We start from the raw sequence: 16,420 nt of genomic DNA, 5'->3' as shown, positions 1-16,420 counted from the left end.
CATCAGGTCGTTTCGGCGGCCTCGTGGCGTTCGCGGAACAGCTGTTGCCAGTCGGTCTGGTCGCTCCAGATCTGCAGTCGCTCCATGGCTGAGAGCAACTGGTCTTTCTGATGCTCAAGATCCGGGGCAGAGCATTTGATCGCAGTTTCCAGGTGGTTGGCTGCGGCCCGCAGTTCCGGTACGCCACAGTAGCGGGTGGCGCCATGGAGTTTGTGAACGCACTCCAGCAGCTCATCCATATTGTCGTCGGCCCAGAGTTCCGGGATCCGCTCCCGATCCACGTGGACCTGTTCCAGCAGCATGCTGAACAGTTCTTCCGCCAGATCAGCCTTGCCGGCTGCCAGCTGAATGCTCTCGTCGACGCTGACGCAGTCCTGCTGCATTTTGCGGGTTGACGGCCGGAGGGCTCGTCGGGTGTCGCGGATTTCCGGCACGGGAAGCCGGCCGTTGCTTCCGTTCTTCGGGCAGACGTAACCAGTGTACTCATGGATGATTTCGGTAAGCTGGCCACTGCTGATCGGTTTGGGCATGTAGCCATCGAAGCCCTGCTTGCTCAGCCGTTCCTGCTCGTCCGCCAGGGCATGGGCGGTCAGGGCAATGATCGGGGTCCGGTGATTGCCGGTATCCATTTCTCTCAGCCTGGCCGTGGTTTCCACGCCGTCCATGCCGGGCATCTGCAGATCCATGAAAACCAGGTCGAAGGGTTTCTGTCTGGCCTTGCTCAGGGCTTCGAATCCGCTGGAAGCGCTTTCGGCGTCCAGTTGGCAGTCTTCCAGCAGGGTCATCACCAGCTTCAGGTTGGCGTCATTGTCATCCACGGCCAGTACCCGGGGAACATTGGCGGTGGTCACGCGTTTGGCGGAAATCTCGTATTCGGGCACCCGCCCGCTGGAATTGATGCCGTGCACCAGCAATAGAAGCTCGTCGTACAGTGAGTCGCGGCACACCGGCTTGGTGAGATGGCCACTGGCAAGCCCCGACAGTGGCGTGTCGTGAGTTTCCAGGGTGGGGGTCAGCAACAGTGTCCGGCAATCCCGTTCGATCTCAAGGGTACGGACAAGGCTGCAGTACTGGCTGGAATTGAGCAGGTGCCGGGTAATGCCGACAATGGCCACGGCGTAACCGGCCTGGCTTTTCTGGGCTTCCTCAATGTGTTCCTGCAGTGCACCGGGGGAGGCCACCCGGTCGACCACCATGCCCCAGTCCCGCAACAGGTGTTCCACGGCCAACCCGGTGGTTTTCTGTTGTTCCAGGTAGATGACCCGCTCCCCACGCAGGGCATCCCGCGGGGCAATGGCCTCACCGCTGGCGGCAAGCTCTGAGGTGAGGGTGAACCAGAAGGTCGAGCCCTTGCCAAGTTCGCTTTCGAGCCCGATCTTACCACCCATCTCCTCGACCAGGCGCTTCGAGATGGCCAGCCCAAGGCCGGTGCCGCCGTATTGTCGGGCAGTCGAAGCGTCGGCCTGGCTGAAGGCGTTGAACAGGGATTGTTGCTGGGCCCGGGAGAGGCCCACGCCGGAATCCGTGATGCTCAGGCGCAGGGTAACCCGGTTGGTGTCGGTCTCTTCCTCTTCCAGGCTCGCCCGCAGGACCACCTCGCCGGTCTGGGTAAACTTGATGGCGTTGTTGACCAGGTTGGTGATTACCTGTTTGACCCGCAGGGGGTCGCCCATGATGTTGTCTGGCACGTCGTTGTAGACCAGGGGTACCAGATCCAGGTTCTTGGCATGGGCGGCCGGCGCCAGCATGACCATGACTTCCTCGACAATATCCCGCAACTGGAAGGGCACCCGGTCCAGAATCAGCTTGCCGGCTTCAATTTTTGAGAAGTCCAGGATGTCGTTGATGATGGTTAGGAGAATCTCCGAGGATTTCCTGATGGTACTCAGATGGTCCCGTTGCTGCCTTGGCAGGGGGCTCTTCAGGAGCAGCTCGGTGAAGCCGATAATGCCGTTCAGCGGCGTGCGGATTTCATGGGACATGTTGGCCAGGAACTCTGACTTGATCCGGCTCGCTTCCAGCGCCTCCTTCCGGGCAAAATCCAGTTCAATGTTCTGGATTTCGATGGTCTCCAGCGTTTCCCGCAGATCTTCCGTGGCCTGGTCGATGTTCTGCTGCATTTCTGCCTGGGCCTTGCTCAGTTCCTCGGCCATAGCATTGAGCCCGGATTCCAGCTGTTCGAACTCCGGCCCGGCGCCAGTATAGACCCGGGTGTCCAGCTTGCCTTCCTTGAGTTTGGCAACGGCTTCGTTCAGCTCGAACACGGGGTTGGTGAACGCACGGCTCAGCCGCAGGGCAATGGCCATACTGAGAATGACGCCCCCGAGAATGAGCAGAAGGGAAATCAGCAGGGCCTTGTACGTCTCCTTTTCGGTGCGGATATGGGACATCTCCACCACCACCCAGCCGAGAGGCTCCCGCAGATTCGACATGGACTGGCGGGCATCCGGGTCGAGCATGCTTTCGATCATCAGATCCTGGAGAAAAACAGGGGTAATGAAGCGGGTGCTGTTTTCCCGGGATATCCGGGTTGCGTGCTCGGCGGTGAGTTCCCCGGACTGCACGGTCTCGGAGCTTCCCGGCCCGGTATGAAGCAGGCGCGAGCCGTCACTGCCAAAGAAGGTAATGGAGCGCACGTCCTGCTCTTCCAGGAGGGCATTGGAGAGACTGCTTAGCAGGCTGCGGTTGGCGGTAAACAGGCCATACTCGGAACCGGCCGCGAGCTGACGGGAGAGTGACTCGCCCCGATCCTTCAGCAGGCTTTCTATATTGTTAACCCAGCTATAGGTGAAGAACAGCCCCAGCATCAGGGTGGTCAGCAGGGTGGGAACCAGCGTCACCACCAAAACTTTCTTGCGAATGCCCCAACGTCGCATACCGTGTTCCTGAATTATTGCTTTTGTCCGCGCTGCAGAGCGGAAAACGTCCGTGTTAAGAATAGCTGATCCGGAACGGGATAACTGTGGTATCAGTCCCGGCAGTACCGGAAAATCCCGTGGCGGATATAGCCTCCGGTCATGGATATAGCGAGAAGCTGTATTGGGAGACCGGGGCGATAACGCGTATCATGCGAAGCCAAAAGTGTACCACAGGGTTATCATATGCATTTTCCCACCATCGAAGATTATGTCGGGCACACCCCTCTGGTTCGCCTGCAGCGTCTCCCGGGTGAGACGAGTAACGTGATTCTGGCCAAGCTGGAGGGAAACAACCCTGCCGGCTCGGTCAAAGACCGCCCGGCTATCAGCATGATCCAGGAGGCGGAGCGTCGGGGCGACATAAAACCGGGCGACACTCTGATCGAGGCGACCAGTGGCAACACCGGCATTGCCCTGGCCATGGCGGCTGCGATCAAGGGTTACCGCATGGTGCTGATCATGCCTGCGAACATGAGCGAGGAGCGTCGGGCATCCATGCGCGCCTATGGTGCGGAAATTGTCACGGTCACCAGGGAAGAGGGTATGGAGACTGCCCGTGACCTGGCCCTGAAGATGCAGGCGGAGGGCAAGGGCAGGGTGCTGGACCAGTTCAGTAACCAGGACAACCCCCTGGCGCACTACCGCACGACCGGTCCCGAAATCTGGGAACAGACCGGCGGGCGTGTCACCCATTTTGTCAGCTCCATGGGCACCACCGGCACCATCATGGGCGTGTCCCGTTACCTCAAGGAGCGCAACCCGGATATCCGCATCATCGGGCTGCAGCCAAAAGAAGGCGCTTCGATCCCCGGGATTCGGCGCTGGCCGGAAGCCTACCTGCCGAAAATCTACGATGCCGCACGGGTGGACGAGGTACTGGACATTAGCCAGGAAGAGGCTGAAAACACCATGCGGGCCCTGGCGTCTGAGGAAGGCATTTTTTGTGGCGTCTCCTCCGGCGGTTCGATCGCGGCCGCGCTCAAGCTCTCGCAGCAGGTTGAAAATGCCATCATCGTGGCCATTATCTGTGACCGCGGCGACCGCTATCTTTCCACCGGTGTGTTCCCCGGCGCCTGAATACGACTTTACCAAGAGACCCGAGTATGAGCAGACGACGCAGGAAGGTTCTTCCGAAAGAGCCCGTGCGCTGTGAGATTGAGACCCTGAGCCACGACGGCCGGGGTATCGCCCGTCAGGACGGCAAAACCCAGTTTGTGGATGGAGCCCTGCCGGGTGAAACGGTGATGGCGAAAGTGGTGTCCAGCCGAAGCAAGTTCGACGAGTTGCGCACCGAAGAGGTTCTCGAAGCTGCGCCGGATCGCCAGACGCCACCCTGCGAGTTTGCCGATCTGTGCGGTGGCTGTAGCCTCCAGCATATGAGTGGCGATGCCCAGATCGAGTTCAAGGAAAATACCCTGCGGGAGCATTTTGCCCATTTCGGGGGCATTGAGCCCGAACAGTGGATTGAGCCGCTGCGCTCGGAAGACAGCCTCGGCTATCGCCGCAAGGCCCGCCTCGGGGTTCGTTACGTCAAGGCCAGGGAGTCCGTTCTGGTGGGGTTCCGGGAGAAGCGCAACAGTTTCCTGACCGACATAGATCGTTGCGTGGTGCTGGATCCCCGCATTGGCGACCGCATCCTGCCCCTGCGCAACATGCTGCACGACCTGGACGCATACAGCCGAATCGCCCAGGTGGAGGTTGCCTGTGGCGATGATGTGGCAGTGATGGTGTTCCGGAACATGGATGATCTCTCGGCCGGTGATCGGGAAAATCTCATCGCCTTTGGTCAGGCCCACGATTTGCATATCTACCTGCAACCAAAAGGCCCCGACACGGTGCATCGGATATGGCCCGAATCCTCTGGCCGGGATGATGAACGGCTGAGCTACAGGCTGGAAGAATTCGACCTGACCATGAAATTTCATCCCATGGACTTTACCCAGGTCAATGCAGGCATTAACCGCGCGATGGTACACAGGGCCGTGGAATGGCTGGATGTCCAGCCGGGTGAGCGTGTCCTGGATCTCTTCTGCGGTCTGGGGAACTTTACGCTGCCCCTGGCCCGGATGGGAGGACAGGTAGTTGGCGTGGAAGGCGACGAGACCATGGTCGTGCGGGGCCGGGAAAATGCGGAACTGAATGGTCTGGACAATGTCGATTTCCAAGGTGCCGATCTGCACGGAGACTTCACCGGCCAGAGTTGGGCGAAGGAAGGGTTCGACAAGATCCTGATTGATCCGCCTCGCTCCGGTGCCGAGGAAATCTGCAAATACCTCACTGCCTTCGGTGCGCGGAAGATAGTCTATGTCTCCTGTAACCCGGCTACCCTTGCGCGGGATGCGGGCGTTATGGTGCGCAACGGCTATCGCCTGGTGCGCGCGGGTGTGATGGACATGTTCCCCCACACCACCCACGTGGAATCCATCGCGCTATTCGAGCGGGATTCCGGCTGACGATGTTGTGGGCAGTCAGGGATGGCTGCGGAAACCATCAGGAATAACAAGACTGATATGGTAAAAGTTCGCGAAGACTACGCAATGACTGGCGATGGCCAGGTGGATATCGAGGGCTGGGTTCACCAGATAGCCTCGCAGACCCACCTGGAAGACCCGGATCAGTTCCGGCAGGCCTGCGAAAAAGCGGCGGAGATCGATCTCCAGGCGTTCCGGCAGGACCGGCAATGGGCCCCTGGTTCCAGCAGCTTCCGGATCGGCATTGAGATGGCCCAGGTGCTGGCGGAGCTGCACCTGGATCAGGCCAGCCTGGTGGCGGCGATTCTTTACCGCGCAGTACGTGAAGAGCGTGTTCCCCTCGAGATGATCCGCAAGGAGTTTGGCGACGAGGTGGCAGGCCTGATCAACGGTGTGCAGCAGATGGCGGCTATTTCGTCCATCCATCACCCGCTGAAAGGCAACGTTCTGGGGCAGAGTGAAGGCCAGTTGGACAATGTCCGCAAGATGCTTGTCACCATGATTGACGACGTCCGGGTTGCCCTGATCAAACTGGCCGAGCGGACCTGCGCCATCCGGGCGGTCAAGGATGCCCCGGAAGAAAAGCGTATGCGTGTGGCACGGGAAGTGTTCGACATTTATGCGCCACTGGCCCATCGGCTTGGCATCGGCCACATCAAGTGGGAGTTGGAGGATCTGTCTTTCCGCTACCTCCATGAGTCTGCGTACAAAAAGATCGCCAAGCTGCTTGATGAAAAGCGGCTCGCCCGCGACAGCTACATCAAGCGGGTGCTGGAGACCTTGCAGACCGAACTGAAAGCCTATGGCATTGAAGGCGAACTGTCTGGCCGCGCCAAGCACATCTACAGCATCTGGCGGAAAATGCGGCGCAAGGGTATCGATTTCTCCCAGGTCTACGATGTCCGCGCCGTGCGTATTTTGGTACCGGAAGTGCGCGACTGTTACGCCGCCCTCGGCATTGTCCACACATTATGGCGCCACATTCCCAACGAATTCGATGACTACATAGCCAACCCGAAGGAAAACGGTTACCAGTCTCTGCATACGGCGGTGATCGGGCCGGAGGGCAAGGTTATGGAAGTTCAGATTCGCACCCACAAGATGCATGAGGAGGCGGAGCTGGGTGTCTGTGCCCATTGGTTGTACAAGGGTATGGACAAGGGCAACAAGTCCACAGGCTACGACGCCAAGATCAACTGGCTGCGCCAGGTGCTGGAGTGGCAGGAAGAACTGGGCGATCTGTCCGGGCTGGCCGACCATCTGAAATCCGATGTGGCTTCAGACCGGGTGTATGTCTTCACGCCCGAGGGCCATGTTGTGGATCTGCCCCAGGGGGCAACGCCGGTGGACTTTGCCTATCGGGTGCATACCGAGATTGGTCATGCCTGCCGTGGCGCCAGGGTGAACAGCCGGATTGTCCCGCTGACCTATCCGCTGAAAACCGGCGACCAGGTGTTCATCCTGACCTCCAATAATCCGGCCCCCAGCCGCGACTGGCTGAACCCGAGTCTGGGTTACATCCAGACATCCCGGGCCCGGGCCAAGGTGACACACTGGTTCAAACAGCAGGATCGTGGCCGCAATATCGTTGATGGCCGTGCAATCCTCGAAGACGAGTTCAAGCGTCTGTCCCTGTACGACGTGGATCTCGGTGAGCTCGCGAAGAAGGTCAATTATCAAAGTGCCGAGGACATGTTTGCCGCCACGGGTGCCGGCGACCTTCGCCCCACTCATGTCGCCAATGTGGCCCAGCAGATGCTGGAGCCCAAGTCCGAACAGCTGGATCTGAAGCTCAGCACTCAGCGCCGCAAGCCCTACGATACCGAATCGGATATCCAGATCCTGGGCGTTGGCAAGCTCAAGACCCAGGTGGCGAAATGCTGCAAACCCCTGCCGGGTGACGCGATTGGTGGCTACATTACGGTCGGCCGGGGCGTTACGGTGCATCGTCAGGACTGCCTGACGTTCCTGAACCTGCGTGAGTTCGAGCCCAACCGGATCATTGAGGTGAGTTGGGGTGGCCGGCCGGCAGCGGTCTATCCGGTTGATATCGAGATTGAGGCCTATGACCGGTCCGGGCTGCTGCGGGACATCACCCAGGTCCTGTCGGCCTCCAAGAGTGATGTACTGTCGCTCAATACCCTGAGCAACAAGGACGAGAACACGGCCACCATGACCGTGACGGTCGAGATTTCCAGCCTGGAGCAGCTGGCGAGGTTGCTGGCGCAGATTCGCAACCTGCCCAATATCATTGATGTAAGGCGTAAACGCGGATGAGCTATACCATCGAGGATCTGAAAACCCTGATGGCCCGTCTCCGGGACCCGGAGACGGGCTGTCCCTGGGATACCAGGCAATCCTACAAGACCATCGTGCCGCACACGCTGGAGGAAGCTTACGAAGTTGCCGATGCCATCGAGCGTGAGGATTACCCGCATCTGAAAGACGAGCTGGGAGACCTGCTGTTTCAGGTAATCTTCTATACCCAGCTTGGTCGCGAAGATGGCCATTTCGATTTTGATGGTGTGGTCGATCATCTGGTGCGCAAACTGGTGCGCCGACATCCCCACGTTTTTCCGGAAGGGACCCTGGAAAGTCGAATCGATCCGGATAACCGGCCGGATGAGGCCTGGATCAAGGAAAGCTGGGAGCGCATCAAGGCCGAGGAGCGGGCGCTGAAGCCTGCACCGGAAGCCGGCGCATCGGTGAGCCGGCTTGATGGCATCGCCCGTACCCTGCCAGCCATGGCTCGGGCCGAAAAGCTCCAGAAACGGGCGGCCCGCCACGGCTTTGACTGGCCTGATATCGGCCCCGTCTTCGACAAACTCCATGAGGAAATCGACGAGCTCAAGGAAGCCTGGGAAGCGGCGCACACGGGCGCGGGCGATCCGGATGCCGTTGAGGATGAGCTGGGCGATCTTCTTTTCGTCTGCGTGAACCTGGCACGGTTCATGAAGGTTAACCCTGAGCAGGCCCTCAATCGAACCAACCACAAATTCGATGCCCGCTTCCGGGCGATCGAACGTGTACTTGAACGCGAGGGCCGCGACATGGACGAAGAATCACTGGAGGCGCTGGACGCCGTCTGGCAGGCGGTTAAAGGCGTGGAGCGGGGAGAAAACGGGGACTGAACAGGACGGATCGGTAAGTACAATCCGTTACCAATTTTCTCGCCCCCAGACCGACGGCTTCGTCTACACTTCCGGAAACGGACGCACAGTTTTCGTGCGCCGTGCGCCATCAATAAGATGCAGGAGTGAAGGCACCATGAAAATCAAAGATCTGGTCAACTACTGGGACAAGCATGCGCGTGGTCGGCTTACCCGAGACGCCTACTTCATGGCGTTGTCTGACCAGCATCACAAGCGCCTCGAAAAGCTCGCAGCGCTTTATCCGATGAAGTCACCTCAGGATCTGATGCGGGATCTGATTTCTGCAGCACTGGACGAAATGGAAACCAGCTTTCCTTACGTTCAGGGTACAAAGGTGGTGGCGTATGACGAGGATGGTTTCGAGATCTACGAAGATCAGGGTCTGACGCCAAAGTTCGTCAGCCTGAGCCAGAAGCACATCCAGCGCCTCAAGGCTCGTCAGTTGGAATCAGTAGCCTGACTAAAGGGCAGCGAACGCTGCCCGTCGTTACTTACTTATCCTTCCCTTCCAGCTTGTCCTTCAGCGGGCTCTGGCGAACCAGATCGTCCAGGGCCGCGCCAATCATATCGTTCAGAATATCGCTCTCACTGCGGTCCGGGTAAAGCTCTGCCAGTGCAGCCACGCGAGCAGCATCTTCCAACGGCAGACGCAGGTTGTAATCGTGGGTGCGTTCCACAGACTCTTTTTTCTGTTCCCAGTGTTTGGGCAAATCAGTGACCTTCATGATGACTCCTTGCAGCTACAGGCTTGAATCGCCAATAGACTTTCTCGACTGTTCCTTAGTATCGTAAGTTTACTTCGCCTCCGTCAATTCAAAAGGACGCCAATGTGACTGAGCTACATCCCGAACTCCGAGAAAACGTACGAATGCTGGGCGAACTGCTGGGCCAGAGCATACGGCGGTATCCCGGACAGGATTGCTATGAGCTGATCGAGGAAATCCGGGCGGCCGCCAAGGCTGACCGTCGCCAGGAAAGCGGTTCCGGCCAGCGGCTGGTGAACCTCCTGGGCAAGCTGAGCGATGACGAGCTGCTTCCGGTAACCCGGGCTTTCAACCAGTTTCTGAACCTGGCCAACCTGGCCGAGCAGTACCATGGCATCCGTCGCAAGCGGGGCCATCAGTCCGATCTCATGGTTGAATCGCTGGGTGAGGTGTTTGAGCGGCTGAAGAACGGCGATGTCACGCCGGAGGAGTTGCACAAGCGGGTTGCCGATTTACGCATCGAGTTCGTACTGACGGCGCACCCCACTGAAGTAGCCCGTCGCACCCTGATAATGAAATACGACGAAATGTCGGATTGCCTGGCACGGCTCGACCACGACGACCTGATGCCCGCCGAACGGGAAGAAATCGTCAACCGCCTGTCCCATCTGGTGACGGAAGCCTGGCACACCGACGAGATTCGTCATGAGCGACCAACCGCAGTGGATGAGGCCAAGTGGGGCTTTGCGGTGATCGAGAACAGTCTGTGGCAGGCGTTGCCCCAGTTCCTGAGGAGCCTGGACACCTCGCTGGAGGATGCGACGGGGAAGGGCCTTCCATTACACGCATCACCCATCCGGATTGCGTCCTGGATGGGCGGTGATCGCGATGGCAATCCGAATGTTACCCACAAGGTTACCCGTCGGGTCTTCCTTCTCGGCCGCTGGATGGCAGCGGATCTCTATCTTCGCGATATTCAGGCGCTGCGGGCGGAGCTGTCCATGTGGCAGGCAAGCGACGAACTCAAGGCAGTCGCCGGTGATTCCCGGGAACCCTATCGTCATGTGCTCGCCGAACTCCGCGAACGGCTGATCAAAACCCGGGACTGGGCCGAGGCGAGCGTCAATGGCGAGACTGCCGATGCCAGCGGTATTCTGTTTGAAAACGAGGATTTCACCGGCCCCCTGGAGCTCTGCTATCGGTCGCTGGTTGAGTGTGGTCTGGAGGATATAGCCAACGGCCCGCTGCTGGACACCATCCGGCGTGCACACACCTTTGGCCTTCCGCTGATCCGGCTGGACATTCGCCAGGAGGCGAGCCGTCATGCGGAGGCCGTGGCCGAGATGGTCGATTATCTCGGCTTGGGGGATTATCTGTCCTGGTCAGAGCAGGAGCGTCAGGCATTTCTGGTGCAGGAGCTTCAGGGCCGACGTCCGCTGGTCCCCCGCAATTGGGAGCCCTCTGAATCCGTTGCCGAGGTGCTGGCGACCTGCGAAGTGGTGGCGCAACAAACCCCGGAGGCCCTGGGGTCCTATGTGATTTCCATGGCCAGCAAGCCTTCTGATGTGTTGAGTGTGATTCTGCTGCTGCGGGAATCCGGGATGAAGTTTCCAATGCGGGTCGTCCCGCTTTTTGAAACCCTGGATGACCTGCGTGGCGCGCCGGACAGCATGTCTCAACTGTACGAGGTCGAATGGTACCGGGAATATTGCCAGGGCCGGCAGGAAGTCATGATCGGCTATTCCGATTCCTCCAAGGATGCCGGCCAGTTGATGGCGGCCTGGGCCCAGTACCAGGCGCAGGAAAAGCTTACCCATGTGGCCCACCAGTATGGTGTCCATCTGACCCTGTTCCACGGTCGGGGTGGTACCGTTGGCCGCGGTGGTGGACCTGCCAACCGGGCGATTCTGTCCCAGCCACCGGGCTCGGTAAACGGCAGCTTCCGAATCACCGAGCAGGGGGAAATGATCCGGTTCAAGTTCGGTTTGCCCCGGCTGGCAGTTCAGAGCCTGACGCTCTACACCACCGCGGTTATAGAAGCCACACTGGCCCCGCCCCCCAAACCGGAGGACAGCTGGCGGGAAACCATGGACTGGCTCACCGAGCGGTCCCTGAAAGCCTACCGGGATGTGGTTCGGGAGAATCCGGATTTCGTGCCCTATTTCCGCCAAGTCACGCCCGAGCAGGCCCTCGGTAAACTGGCGCTTGGTAGCAGGCCGGCTCGGCGAAAGGCCACCGGGGGCGTGGAAAGCCTGCGGGCCATACCCTGGATTTTCGCCTGGACCCAGATGCGGCTGATGCTGCCTAGCTGGCTCGGTAGTGACGTCGCGCTCGAAGAAGCGGCCAAGGATAACCGGCTTCCGGTATTGAGGGAGATGATGCAGGGCTGGCCGTTCTTCCGCACCTACGTGGATATGCTGGAAATGGTGCTGGCCAAGGCGGATCTGCGCATCGCCAGCTATTATGAGCAGACCTTGTTGGACGATGACCGGTTAAAAGCCCTTGGGGAGAGCCTCAGGACCCGACTCGTGGGATGTATTGAGCGGCTTCTGGAACTCAAGGAGCAAACCGATTTGCTTGAGGCGGAGCCCGTGTTCGCGCACTCTATGCGGGTCCGCAATCCCTACACGGATCCACTGCATTACCTGCAGGCCGAACTGCTGCGGCGGGATCGGCAAAGTGAGGGCAAGGGCGAGGTGCCGGAGCTGGTGGAGCGAGCTCTGAAAGTCACCATGGCGGGCATCGCTGCGGGCATGCGCAACACCGGTTGATCACGTACGCTAATGATATGGCCTGGACGTAGTGCCGAAAAGAGCGCCGTAAAGAGTGCCGGGAAAAGGCCGGGTAGCCTGGCCACTGACGAAGAACAAAGGGAGTAAGCTGTGGCTCTGGCTGCACGATTGGAACGTTTTCTCGCCCGCAAGGGCATCAGCTATCAGGAATTGCCTATAGATCAGGTGGCCAGCCTGGATGCGGCGGTTATGGCCTCGGGCCTGTCGCAGGACGCCTTTATTCAGGCCACCTTGCTGATCGACATTACCGGCGTCGTGATGGCTGTGCACAAGTTTGACAGTTCCCTGGACCCGGATGCCGTCCACCAGTTGACTGGTCGGCGCCTGCAGCCGCTGACCGCTCGTCAGACCATGCGCCTGTTCGGGGATTGCGATCCCGGCTTCACGCCGCCGATCGGGCAGGCTTACGAACTGCCCGTGATCGTTGATGAGGATGTGATTCAGGCGGATCAGGCCGTGTTCTCCAGCGGTACTGATCATTCGCTGATAAAAATGGATGGTCGATCGCTCCGGTTGGCGCTGGCAGGTGCCAGGGAAGGGCACCTGGTTATCCGGGGGCCGGGCAATGGCAACCGAGAGGCGCTCACGCTCGAGGAAGTGGCCGACAAACTTCAGAAACTCTACCGTCTGCCACCAATGCCGGCCCTTGCCCTGCGCATTCTGCGGTTGACCGCCAATACCGACGCCACTGCCCGGGAGCTCGCCGAGCTGATCGAATTTGATCCGAGCCTGACCGCGCAGATTATGCGCTATGCCCGGTCTGCACTGTTCAATTACCCGGGCCAGATCAATTCGGTACAGGAAGCGGTCACTCGTGTGCTGGGGTTCGACCGTGTGGCCCACATCGCCCTGGGTATTGCCTCCGTTCGCGCTTTTGAAGTGCCCCGCCAGGGGATTCTGGGAATGGATAATTTCTGGCGCCACTCGCTGTATTGCGCGTTCCTGTGCCAGATCATTGCGCCCCGATGCGGTGCCGAGAAAGGTCTGGGTTATCTGTGCGGGCTGTTGCATAACTTCGGCCTGTTGCTGGTCGGGCATCTTTTCCCGGCAGAATTCGATGAACTCAATGAGCTTCGCGAAAGCAATCCTGAGGCCAGCATGCACTCTCTCGAGCAGCAGGTGTTCGGGCAGGGCAATGGCCAGGAAATCCTGTCGGTGGGCCATGGCGCCATTGGCGGGATACTGCACCGGTTGTGGCAACTGCCGGACCCGGTGGTCAAGGCGGCCGGTGTTCATCAGCAGTCCGGTTACCACGGCGAGCATGAGAACTATGTCCTGATGGTTCAGCTGGCCAATGCCCTGCTGAAGGATCGGGGTATTGGCGATGAGTTCAACCCCGACGACGTGCCGGCTTTGCTCGAAGGCCTGGGACTGCGACCGGAGGTTCTGGAAGACCTGAATGCAGAGCTTGATCGCGTGGCTCCGGATCTGGACGTACTGGCCAGCTCCCTGTCATCCTGACAATCTGTCGTTATTCGCTGGGAAATGCGCACTTCCGGTGCATGATACGGAGGTCGACTTTCTCTGACGTGGCTGACTTCGTATAATGCGCCTTCGCCGTTTCCGGCTGACACCTGTTCCGTGCAGGAGAGGCTGTCGCAAAGGCACAGGTTTTTGCCACAGCTTTTCAAATGATAAAGACTAAAACGGGAGCACAGCGTTATGCGAATCATCATGTTAGGCGCACCGGGCGCAGGCAAGGGAACCCAGGCCCAGTTCATTACTGAACGGTTTGATATTCCCCAGATTTCCACTGGTGACATGCTGCGGGCGGCGGTAAAAGCCGAGTCCGAGCTGGGCAAGCAGGTCAAGGAAGTCATGGCAACTGGCGGACTGGTGTCTGACGACATCATCATCGCGCTGATCGAAGAGCGCATCCAGCAGCCGGATTGCAAGAACGGTTTCCTGCTGGACGGCTTCCCGCGGACCATCCCCCAGGCCGAGGCCTTGAAAGACCAGGGGATTGCCATCGACTACGTGGTTGAAATTGCCGTGGACGACGAGGAAATTGTCAGTCGTCTGTCCGGTCGCCGGGTGCATGAAGGCAGCGGTCGTATCTATCACGTGAAATACGATCCGCCCAAAGTAGAGGGCAAGGATGACCAAACCGGCGAGCCGCTGGTTCAGCGTGAGGACGACAAGGAAGAGACGGTTCGCAAGCGTCTGAAGATCTACCACGACCAGACCGCTCCGCTGGTCGGCTATTACCAGGACTGGGCATCGAAAGAGCCCGCCGCGGCACCCAAATACGTCCGTGTGGAGGGCGTTGGCAGCCTGGACAGCATTCGCGACCAGATTCTGTCTGAACTCAAGTAAGTCATTGGCATCCTGACCTGAGGTTTTCACACCTGTGAAACTGTTGGCACTGGATACGTCATCAGAGGGCTGCTCGGCAGCCCTTCTTGTTGATGGCGAGATCTCCGAACGCTTCGAGCTTGCCCCCAGAGGCCACACCCGGCTGCTGATGCCAATGGTGCAGGAGCTGCTGGCTGAGAAAGACCTGGCCCCGGCAGAGCTGGACGCCCTGGCATTTGCCTGCGGCCCTGGCTCTTTCACCGGGGTGAGAATCGCCACCGGTGTCGTGCAGGGCCTTGCCTGGGGGCTCGATATCCCGGTGGTGCCCGTGTCGTCACTGGAGGCGGTTGCTCTGGGGGCCATTGATGCCCTGGAGGTCCCTGAGGACACCGGCATTGCGGTGGCATTCGACGCCCGTATGGGAGAGGTATATTGGGGCTGTTTCGCCGCCCGGTCAGGGCTTCCGGTGGCGCTGGCGCCGGAACAGGTCTGTCCGCCGGAGGCGGTGACGCTGCCCGCGGGCGCTGAACGCTGGTTCGGAGCAGGTCCGGGCTGGCAGTACCGCTCCGCCATGCCCGAGGAGGTATCCGGGAGTGTAGAGACCGTCGACGAAACCCTGGTGCTCCGTGCAGCCTGGGTTGCGCGCCTGGCAGTGATCGCCTACGAGCAGGGAAGGGCGGTGCCGGCGGAGCAGGCCCAGCCGGTGTATATCAGGGATGAAGTGGCCTGGAAAAAGCTGCCTGGCCGATAGTCGCAATGGACGGCCTGGTTTAATCCGGGTAGGTCGTGTTGGGTAGAAAGTGATCAGTCGTCTTTTCTTCCAGGCGATAATCTTCCATACTTCCAGTTCACGTTTTCCTGTCATCCGGCCAGCGGTATCTGAACATGATTGGCGGTATTAATCCGGGTAACAATTTCAATTTCCAGACCGGCAACAACAGTCCGGCCAGGGAGCGCAGCGATGCGGCCCGAGCGCCTGCGTCGACGCCTGAAAAAGCACCCGATGCCGCCCGTCGTGACCTCGCTGACGGCCGTCAGGGCTTTGTCAGCGACCGCAATGCTACTGAAAGCCTCGAGCGGCGTGTTGAGGCCCGTCGTGCCTCCGAAGATGTCCGACTGGAGCGATTCCGTGCTGACGAGGTTTCCCTGCCAGCCGCCAGGGCTCTGTCGACATTTGCCTCTGTAGCCGCCGCCGGTCAGGAAACTGGCGGCGATGGTAGCCTGGCCGGAATCGACATTCTGGTCTGATGCCTGACTCCTCTTCCGAATCGTCTGCCGTTTCTGCCCTTTGCCAGAACACCGTCGCCGTTGCCCGCAGCGCACTGGGAGACCGATTCCAGGCCGAGGCTCTCGCTGAGTCTCTCGGCCTGAATAATCTCGGTGTCGTGCGACCAAAAGATGTCCGGGATTTTCCGGTTCTACTATTCCTTGATGAGCAGGGCCTTGGCCTGCAGGTGACCGGCAAGGGCGCACCCGGACCGGTGCGTGCGGAATTTGTTACCGGCAAGATGGGGTACCGTCGCGAACATGGCGGTGGTGCCGGTCAGTTGGTGGCCAAGGCGGTCGGCCTGCAGAAAACCCGTGCGACGCTGCATGTGGTTGATGCGACCGCAGGGCTGGGCCAGGATGCCTTCGTTCTGGCCAGCCTCGGTTGCCGGGTCACACTCTTTGAGCGCAATCCTGTTATCCATGCGCTGTTGGCTGATGGCTTGGCGCGGGCCGCCCTGAACGTTGATTGTGCAGCCATTGTCGAGCGCATGCGATTGCTGGAAGGCAGCAGTATTGACTGGTTGGCGCAAGCTGATGCCGAGGCCGCTGATATTGTCTACCTGGACCCGATGTTCCCCCATAGGGACAAGTCAGCACTGGTGAAAAAGGAAATGCAGGTTTTTCGAACCATCGTGGGGGACGACGAGGATTCCGGGCAGTTGCTGGCAGGCGCTCTTGAGCGTGCCCGTTACCGGGTTGTGGTCAAGCGGCCCCGAAAGTCCCCGGCGATTGAGGGGCCCGAGCCGACCACTCGTATTGAAGGCAAAAGCAGCCGTTATGATGTTTACTCCATCAGGGCGCTGCCATCCCAGTGAGCGC

General features: G+C 59.6%; 13 protein-coding genes. 11 read left to right on the top strand and 2 right to left on the bottom strand.

Annotation, left to right across the window (positions count from 1 at the left end; genetic code table 11):
• Positions 1-2 precede the first annotated feature (2 nt).
• Entirely contained in the window at positions 3-2,876 is a 2,874-nt protein-coding gene (locus tag KEHDKFFH_RS11575) for an ATP-binding protein (RefSeq protein ID WP_104322072.1), read from the bottom strand.
• A gap of 225 nt (positions 2,877-3,101) precedes the next feature.
• Between KEHDKFFH_RS11575 and cysM the strand changes: the two genes are divergently transcribed.
• The 5 genes from cysM to KEHDKFFH_RS11550 all read left to right on the top strand — a co-directional run bounded on the left by cysM (position 3,102) and on the right by KEHDKFFH_RS11550 (position 9,001).
• Complete coding sequence (gene cysM, locus KEHDKFFH_RS11570) at positions 3,102-3,995, top strand: cysteine synthase CysM (protein ID WP_104322071.1); 894 nt, start codon at positions 3,102-3,104, stop codon at positions 3,993-3,995.
• A 26-nt stretch (positions 3,996-4,021) separates the two neighbouring features.
• A complete protein-coding gene (rlmD, locus tag KEHDKFFH_RS11565; RefSeq protein WP_104322070.1) occupies positions 4,022-5,371 on the top strand; it encodes a 23S rRNA (uracil(1939)-C(5))-methyltransferase RlmD in 1,350 nt (449 codons plus the stop codon).
• Between the two features lie 57 nt (positions 5,372-5,428).
• The gene (gene relA, locus KEHDKFFH_RS11560; protein WP_104322134.1) at positions 5,429-7,666 is read left to right on the top strand and encodes a GTP diphosphokinase; all 2,238 of its coding nucleotides are present in this window, start codon (positions 5,429-5,431) and stop codon (positions 7,664-7,666) included.
• A complete protein-coding gene (gene mazG / locus KEHDKFFH_RS11555) occupies positions 7,663-8,520 on the top strand; it encodes a nucleoside triphosphate pyrophosphohydrolase (protein ID WP_104322069.1) in 858 nt (285 codons plus the stop codon). The genes relA and mazG overlap by 4 nt, the downstream gene beginning before the upstream one ends.
• Positions 8,521-8,656: 136 nt before the next feature.
• Positions 8,657-9,001, top strand: a complete 345-nt coding sequence (locus tag KEHDKFFH_RS11550) for a hypothetical protein (protein WP_008176163.1) — start codon at positions 8,657-8,659, stop codon at positions 8,999-9,001.
• 31 nt (positions 9,002-9,032) lie between these two features.
• On the opposite strand, the gene KEHDKFFH_RS11545 is transcribed toward KEHDKFFH_RS11550, so the two are convergent.
• The gene (locus KEHDKFFH_RS11545) at positions 9,033-9,266 is read right to left on the bottom strand and encodes a hypothetical protein (protein WP_104322068.1); all 234 of its coding nucleotides are present in this window, start codon (positions 9,264-9,266) and stop codon (positions 9,033-9,035) included.
• A 104-nt stretch (positions 9,267-9,370) separates the two neighbouring features.
• On the opposite strand from KEHDKFFH_RS11545, the gene ppc reads away from it, so the two are divergent.
• The 6 genes from ppc (at position 9,371) to KEHDKFFH_RS11515 (ending at position 16,416) form a co-directional block, all read left to right on the top strand.
• Positions 9,371-12,016, top strand: a complete 2,646-nt coding sequence (gene ppc / locus KEHDKFFH_RS11540; protein ID WP_104322067.1) for a phosphoenolpyruvate carboxylase — start codon at positions 9,371-9,373, stop codon at positions 12,014-12,016.
• A gap of 111 nt (positions 12,017-12,127) precedes the next feature.
• Positions 12,128-13,498 carry an HDOD domain-containing protein gene (locus tag KEHDKFFH_RS11535; protein ID WP_104322066.1) on the top strand — a complete coding sequence of 457 codons (1,371 nt, stop codon included), beginning with the start codon at positions 12,128-12,130 and terminating at the stop codon, positions 13,496-13,498.
• 201 nt (positions 13,499-13,699) lie between these two features.
• Positions 13,700-14,353 (top strand): adenylate kinase, encoded by a 654-nt coding sequence (adk, locus tag KEHDKFFH_RS11530; RefSeq protein ID WP_008176153.1) that lies wholly within the window; start codon positions 13,700-13,702, stop codon positions 14,351-14,353.
• Between the two features lie 34 nt (positions 14,354-14,387).
• A complete protein-coding gene (gene tsaB, locus KEHDKFFH_RS11525) occupies positions 14,388-15,083 on the top strand; it encodes a tRNA (adenosine(37)-N6)-threonylcarbamoyltransferase complex dimerization subunit type 1 TsaB (RefSeq protein WP_104322065.1) in 696 nt (231 codons plus the stop codon).
• 134 nt (positions 15,084-15,217) lie between these two features.
• Complete coding sequence (locus KEHDKFFH_RS11520) at positions 15,218-15,580, top strand: UDP pyrophosphate phosphatase (RefSeq protein WP_104322064.1); 363 nt, start codon at positions 15,218-15,220, stop codon at positions 15,578-15,580.
• On the top strand, positions 15,580-16,416 hold the full coding sequence (locus tag KEHDKFFH_RS11515) for a class I SAM-dependent methyltransferase (RefSeq protein ID WP_104322063.1): 837 nt from the start codon (positions 15,580-15,582) through the stop codon (positions 16,414-16,416). Before KEHDKFFH_RS11520 ends, KEHDKFFH_RS11515 begins: the two co-directional genes overlap by 1 nt.
• Positions 16,417-16,420: the final 4 nt, after the last annotated feature.

The sequence above is a fragment of the Marinobacter maroccanus genome, assembly GCF_002933275.1.
GTDB lineage: Bacteria > Pseudomonadota > Gammaproteobacteria > Pseudomonadales > Oleiphilaceae > Marinobacter > Marinobacter maroccanus.
This window is presented reverse-complemented; position numbering and strand designations above follow the sequence as displayed.

Coding starts and splice junctions, on each gene's coding strand:
- relA (WP_104322134.1), top strand. CDS start 5,429: ATGGTAAAAGTTCGCGAAGACTACGCAATGACTGGCGATGGCCAGGTG.
- KEHDKFFH_RS11520 (WP_104322064.1), top strand. CDS start 15,218: ATGATTGGCGGTATTAATCCGGGTAACAATTTCAATTTCCAGACCGGC.
- KEHDKFFH_RS11515 (WP_104322063.1), top strand. CDS start 15,580: ATGCCTGACTCCTCTTCCGAATCGTCTGCCGTTTCTGCCCTTTGCCAG.
- mazG (WP_104322069.1), top strand. CDS start 7,663: ATGAGCTATACCATCGAGGATCTGAAAACCCTGATGGCCCGTCTCCGG.
- KEHDKFFH_RS11545 (WP_104322068.1), bottom strand. CDS start 9,266: ATGAAGGTCACTGATTTGCCCAAACACTGGGAACAGAAAAAAGAGTCT.
- rlmD (WP_104322070.1), top strand. CDS start 4,022: ATGAGCAGACGACGCAGGAAGGTTCTTCCGAAAGAGCCCGTGCGCTGT.
- cysM (WP_104322071.1), top strand. CDS start 3,102: ATGCATTTTCCCACCATCGAAGATTATGTCGGGCACACCCCTCTGGTT.
- KEHDKFFH_RS11550 (WP_008176163.1), top strand. CDS start 8,657: ATGAAAATCAAAGATCTGGTCAACTACTGGGACAAGCATGCGCGTGGT.
- adk (WP_008176153.1), top strand. CDS start 13,700: ATGCGAATCATCATGTTAGGCGCACCGGGCGCAGGCAAGGGAACCCAG.
- KEHDKFFH_RS11575 (WP_104322072.1), bottom strand. CDS start 2,876: ATGCGACGTTGGGGCATTCGCAAGAAAGTTTTGGTGGTGACGCTGGTT.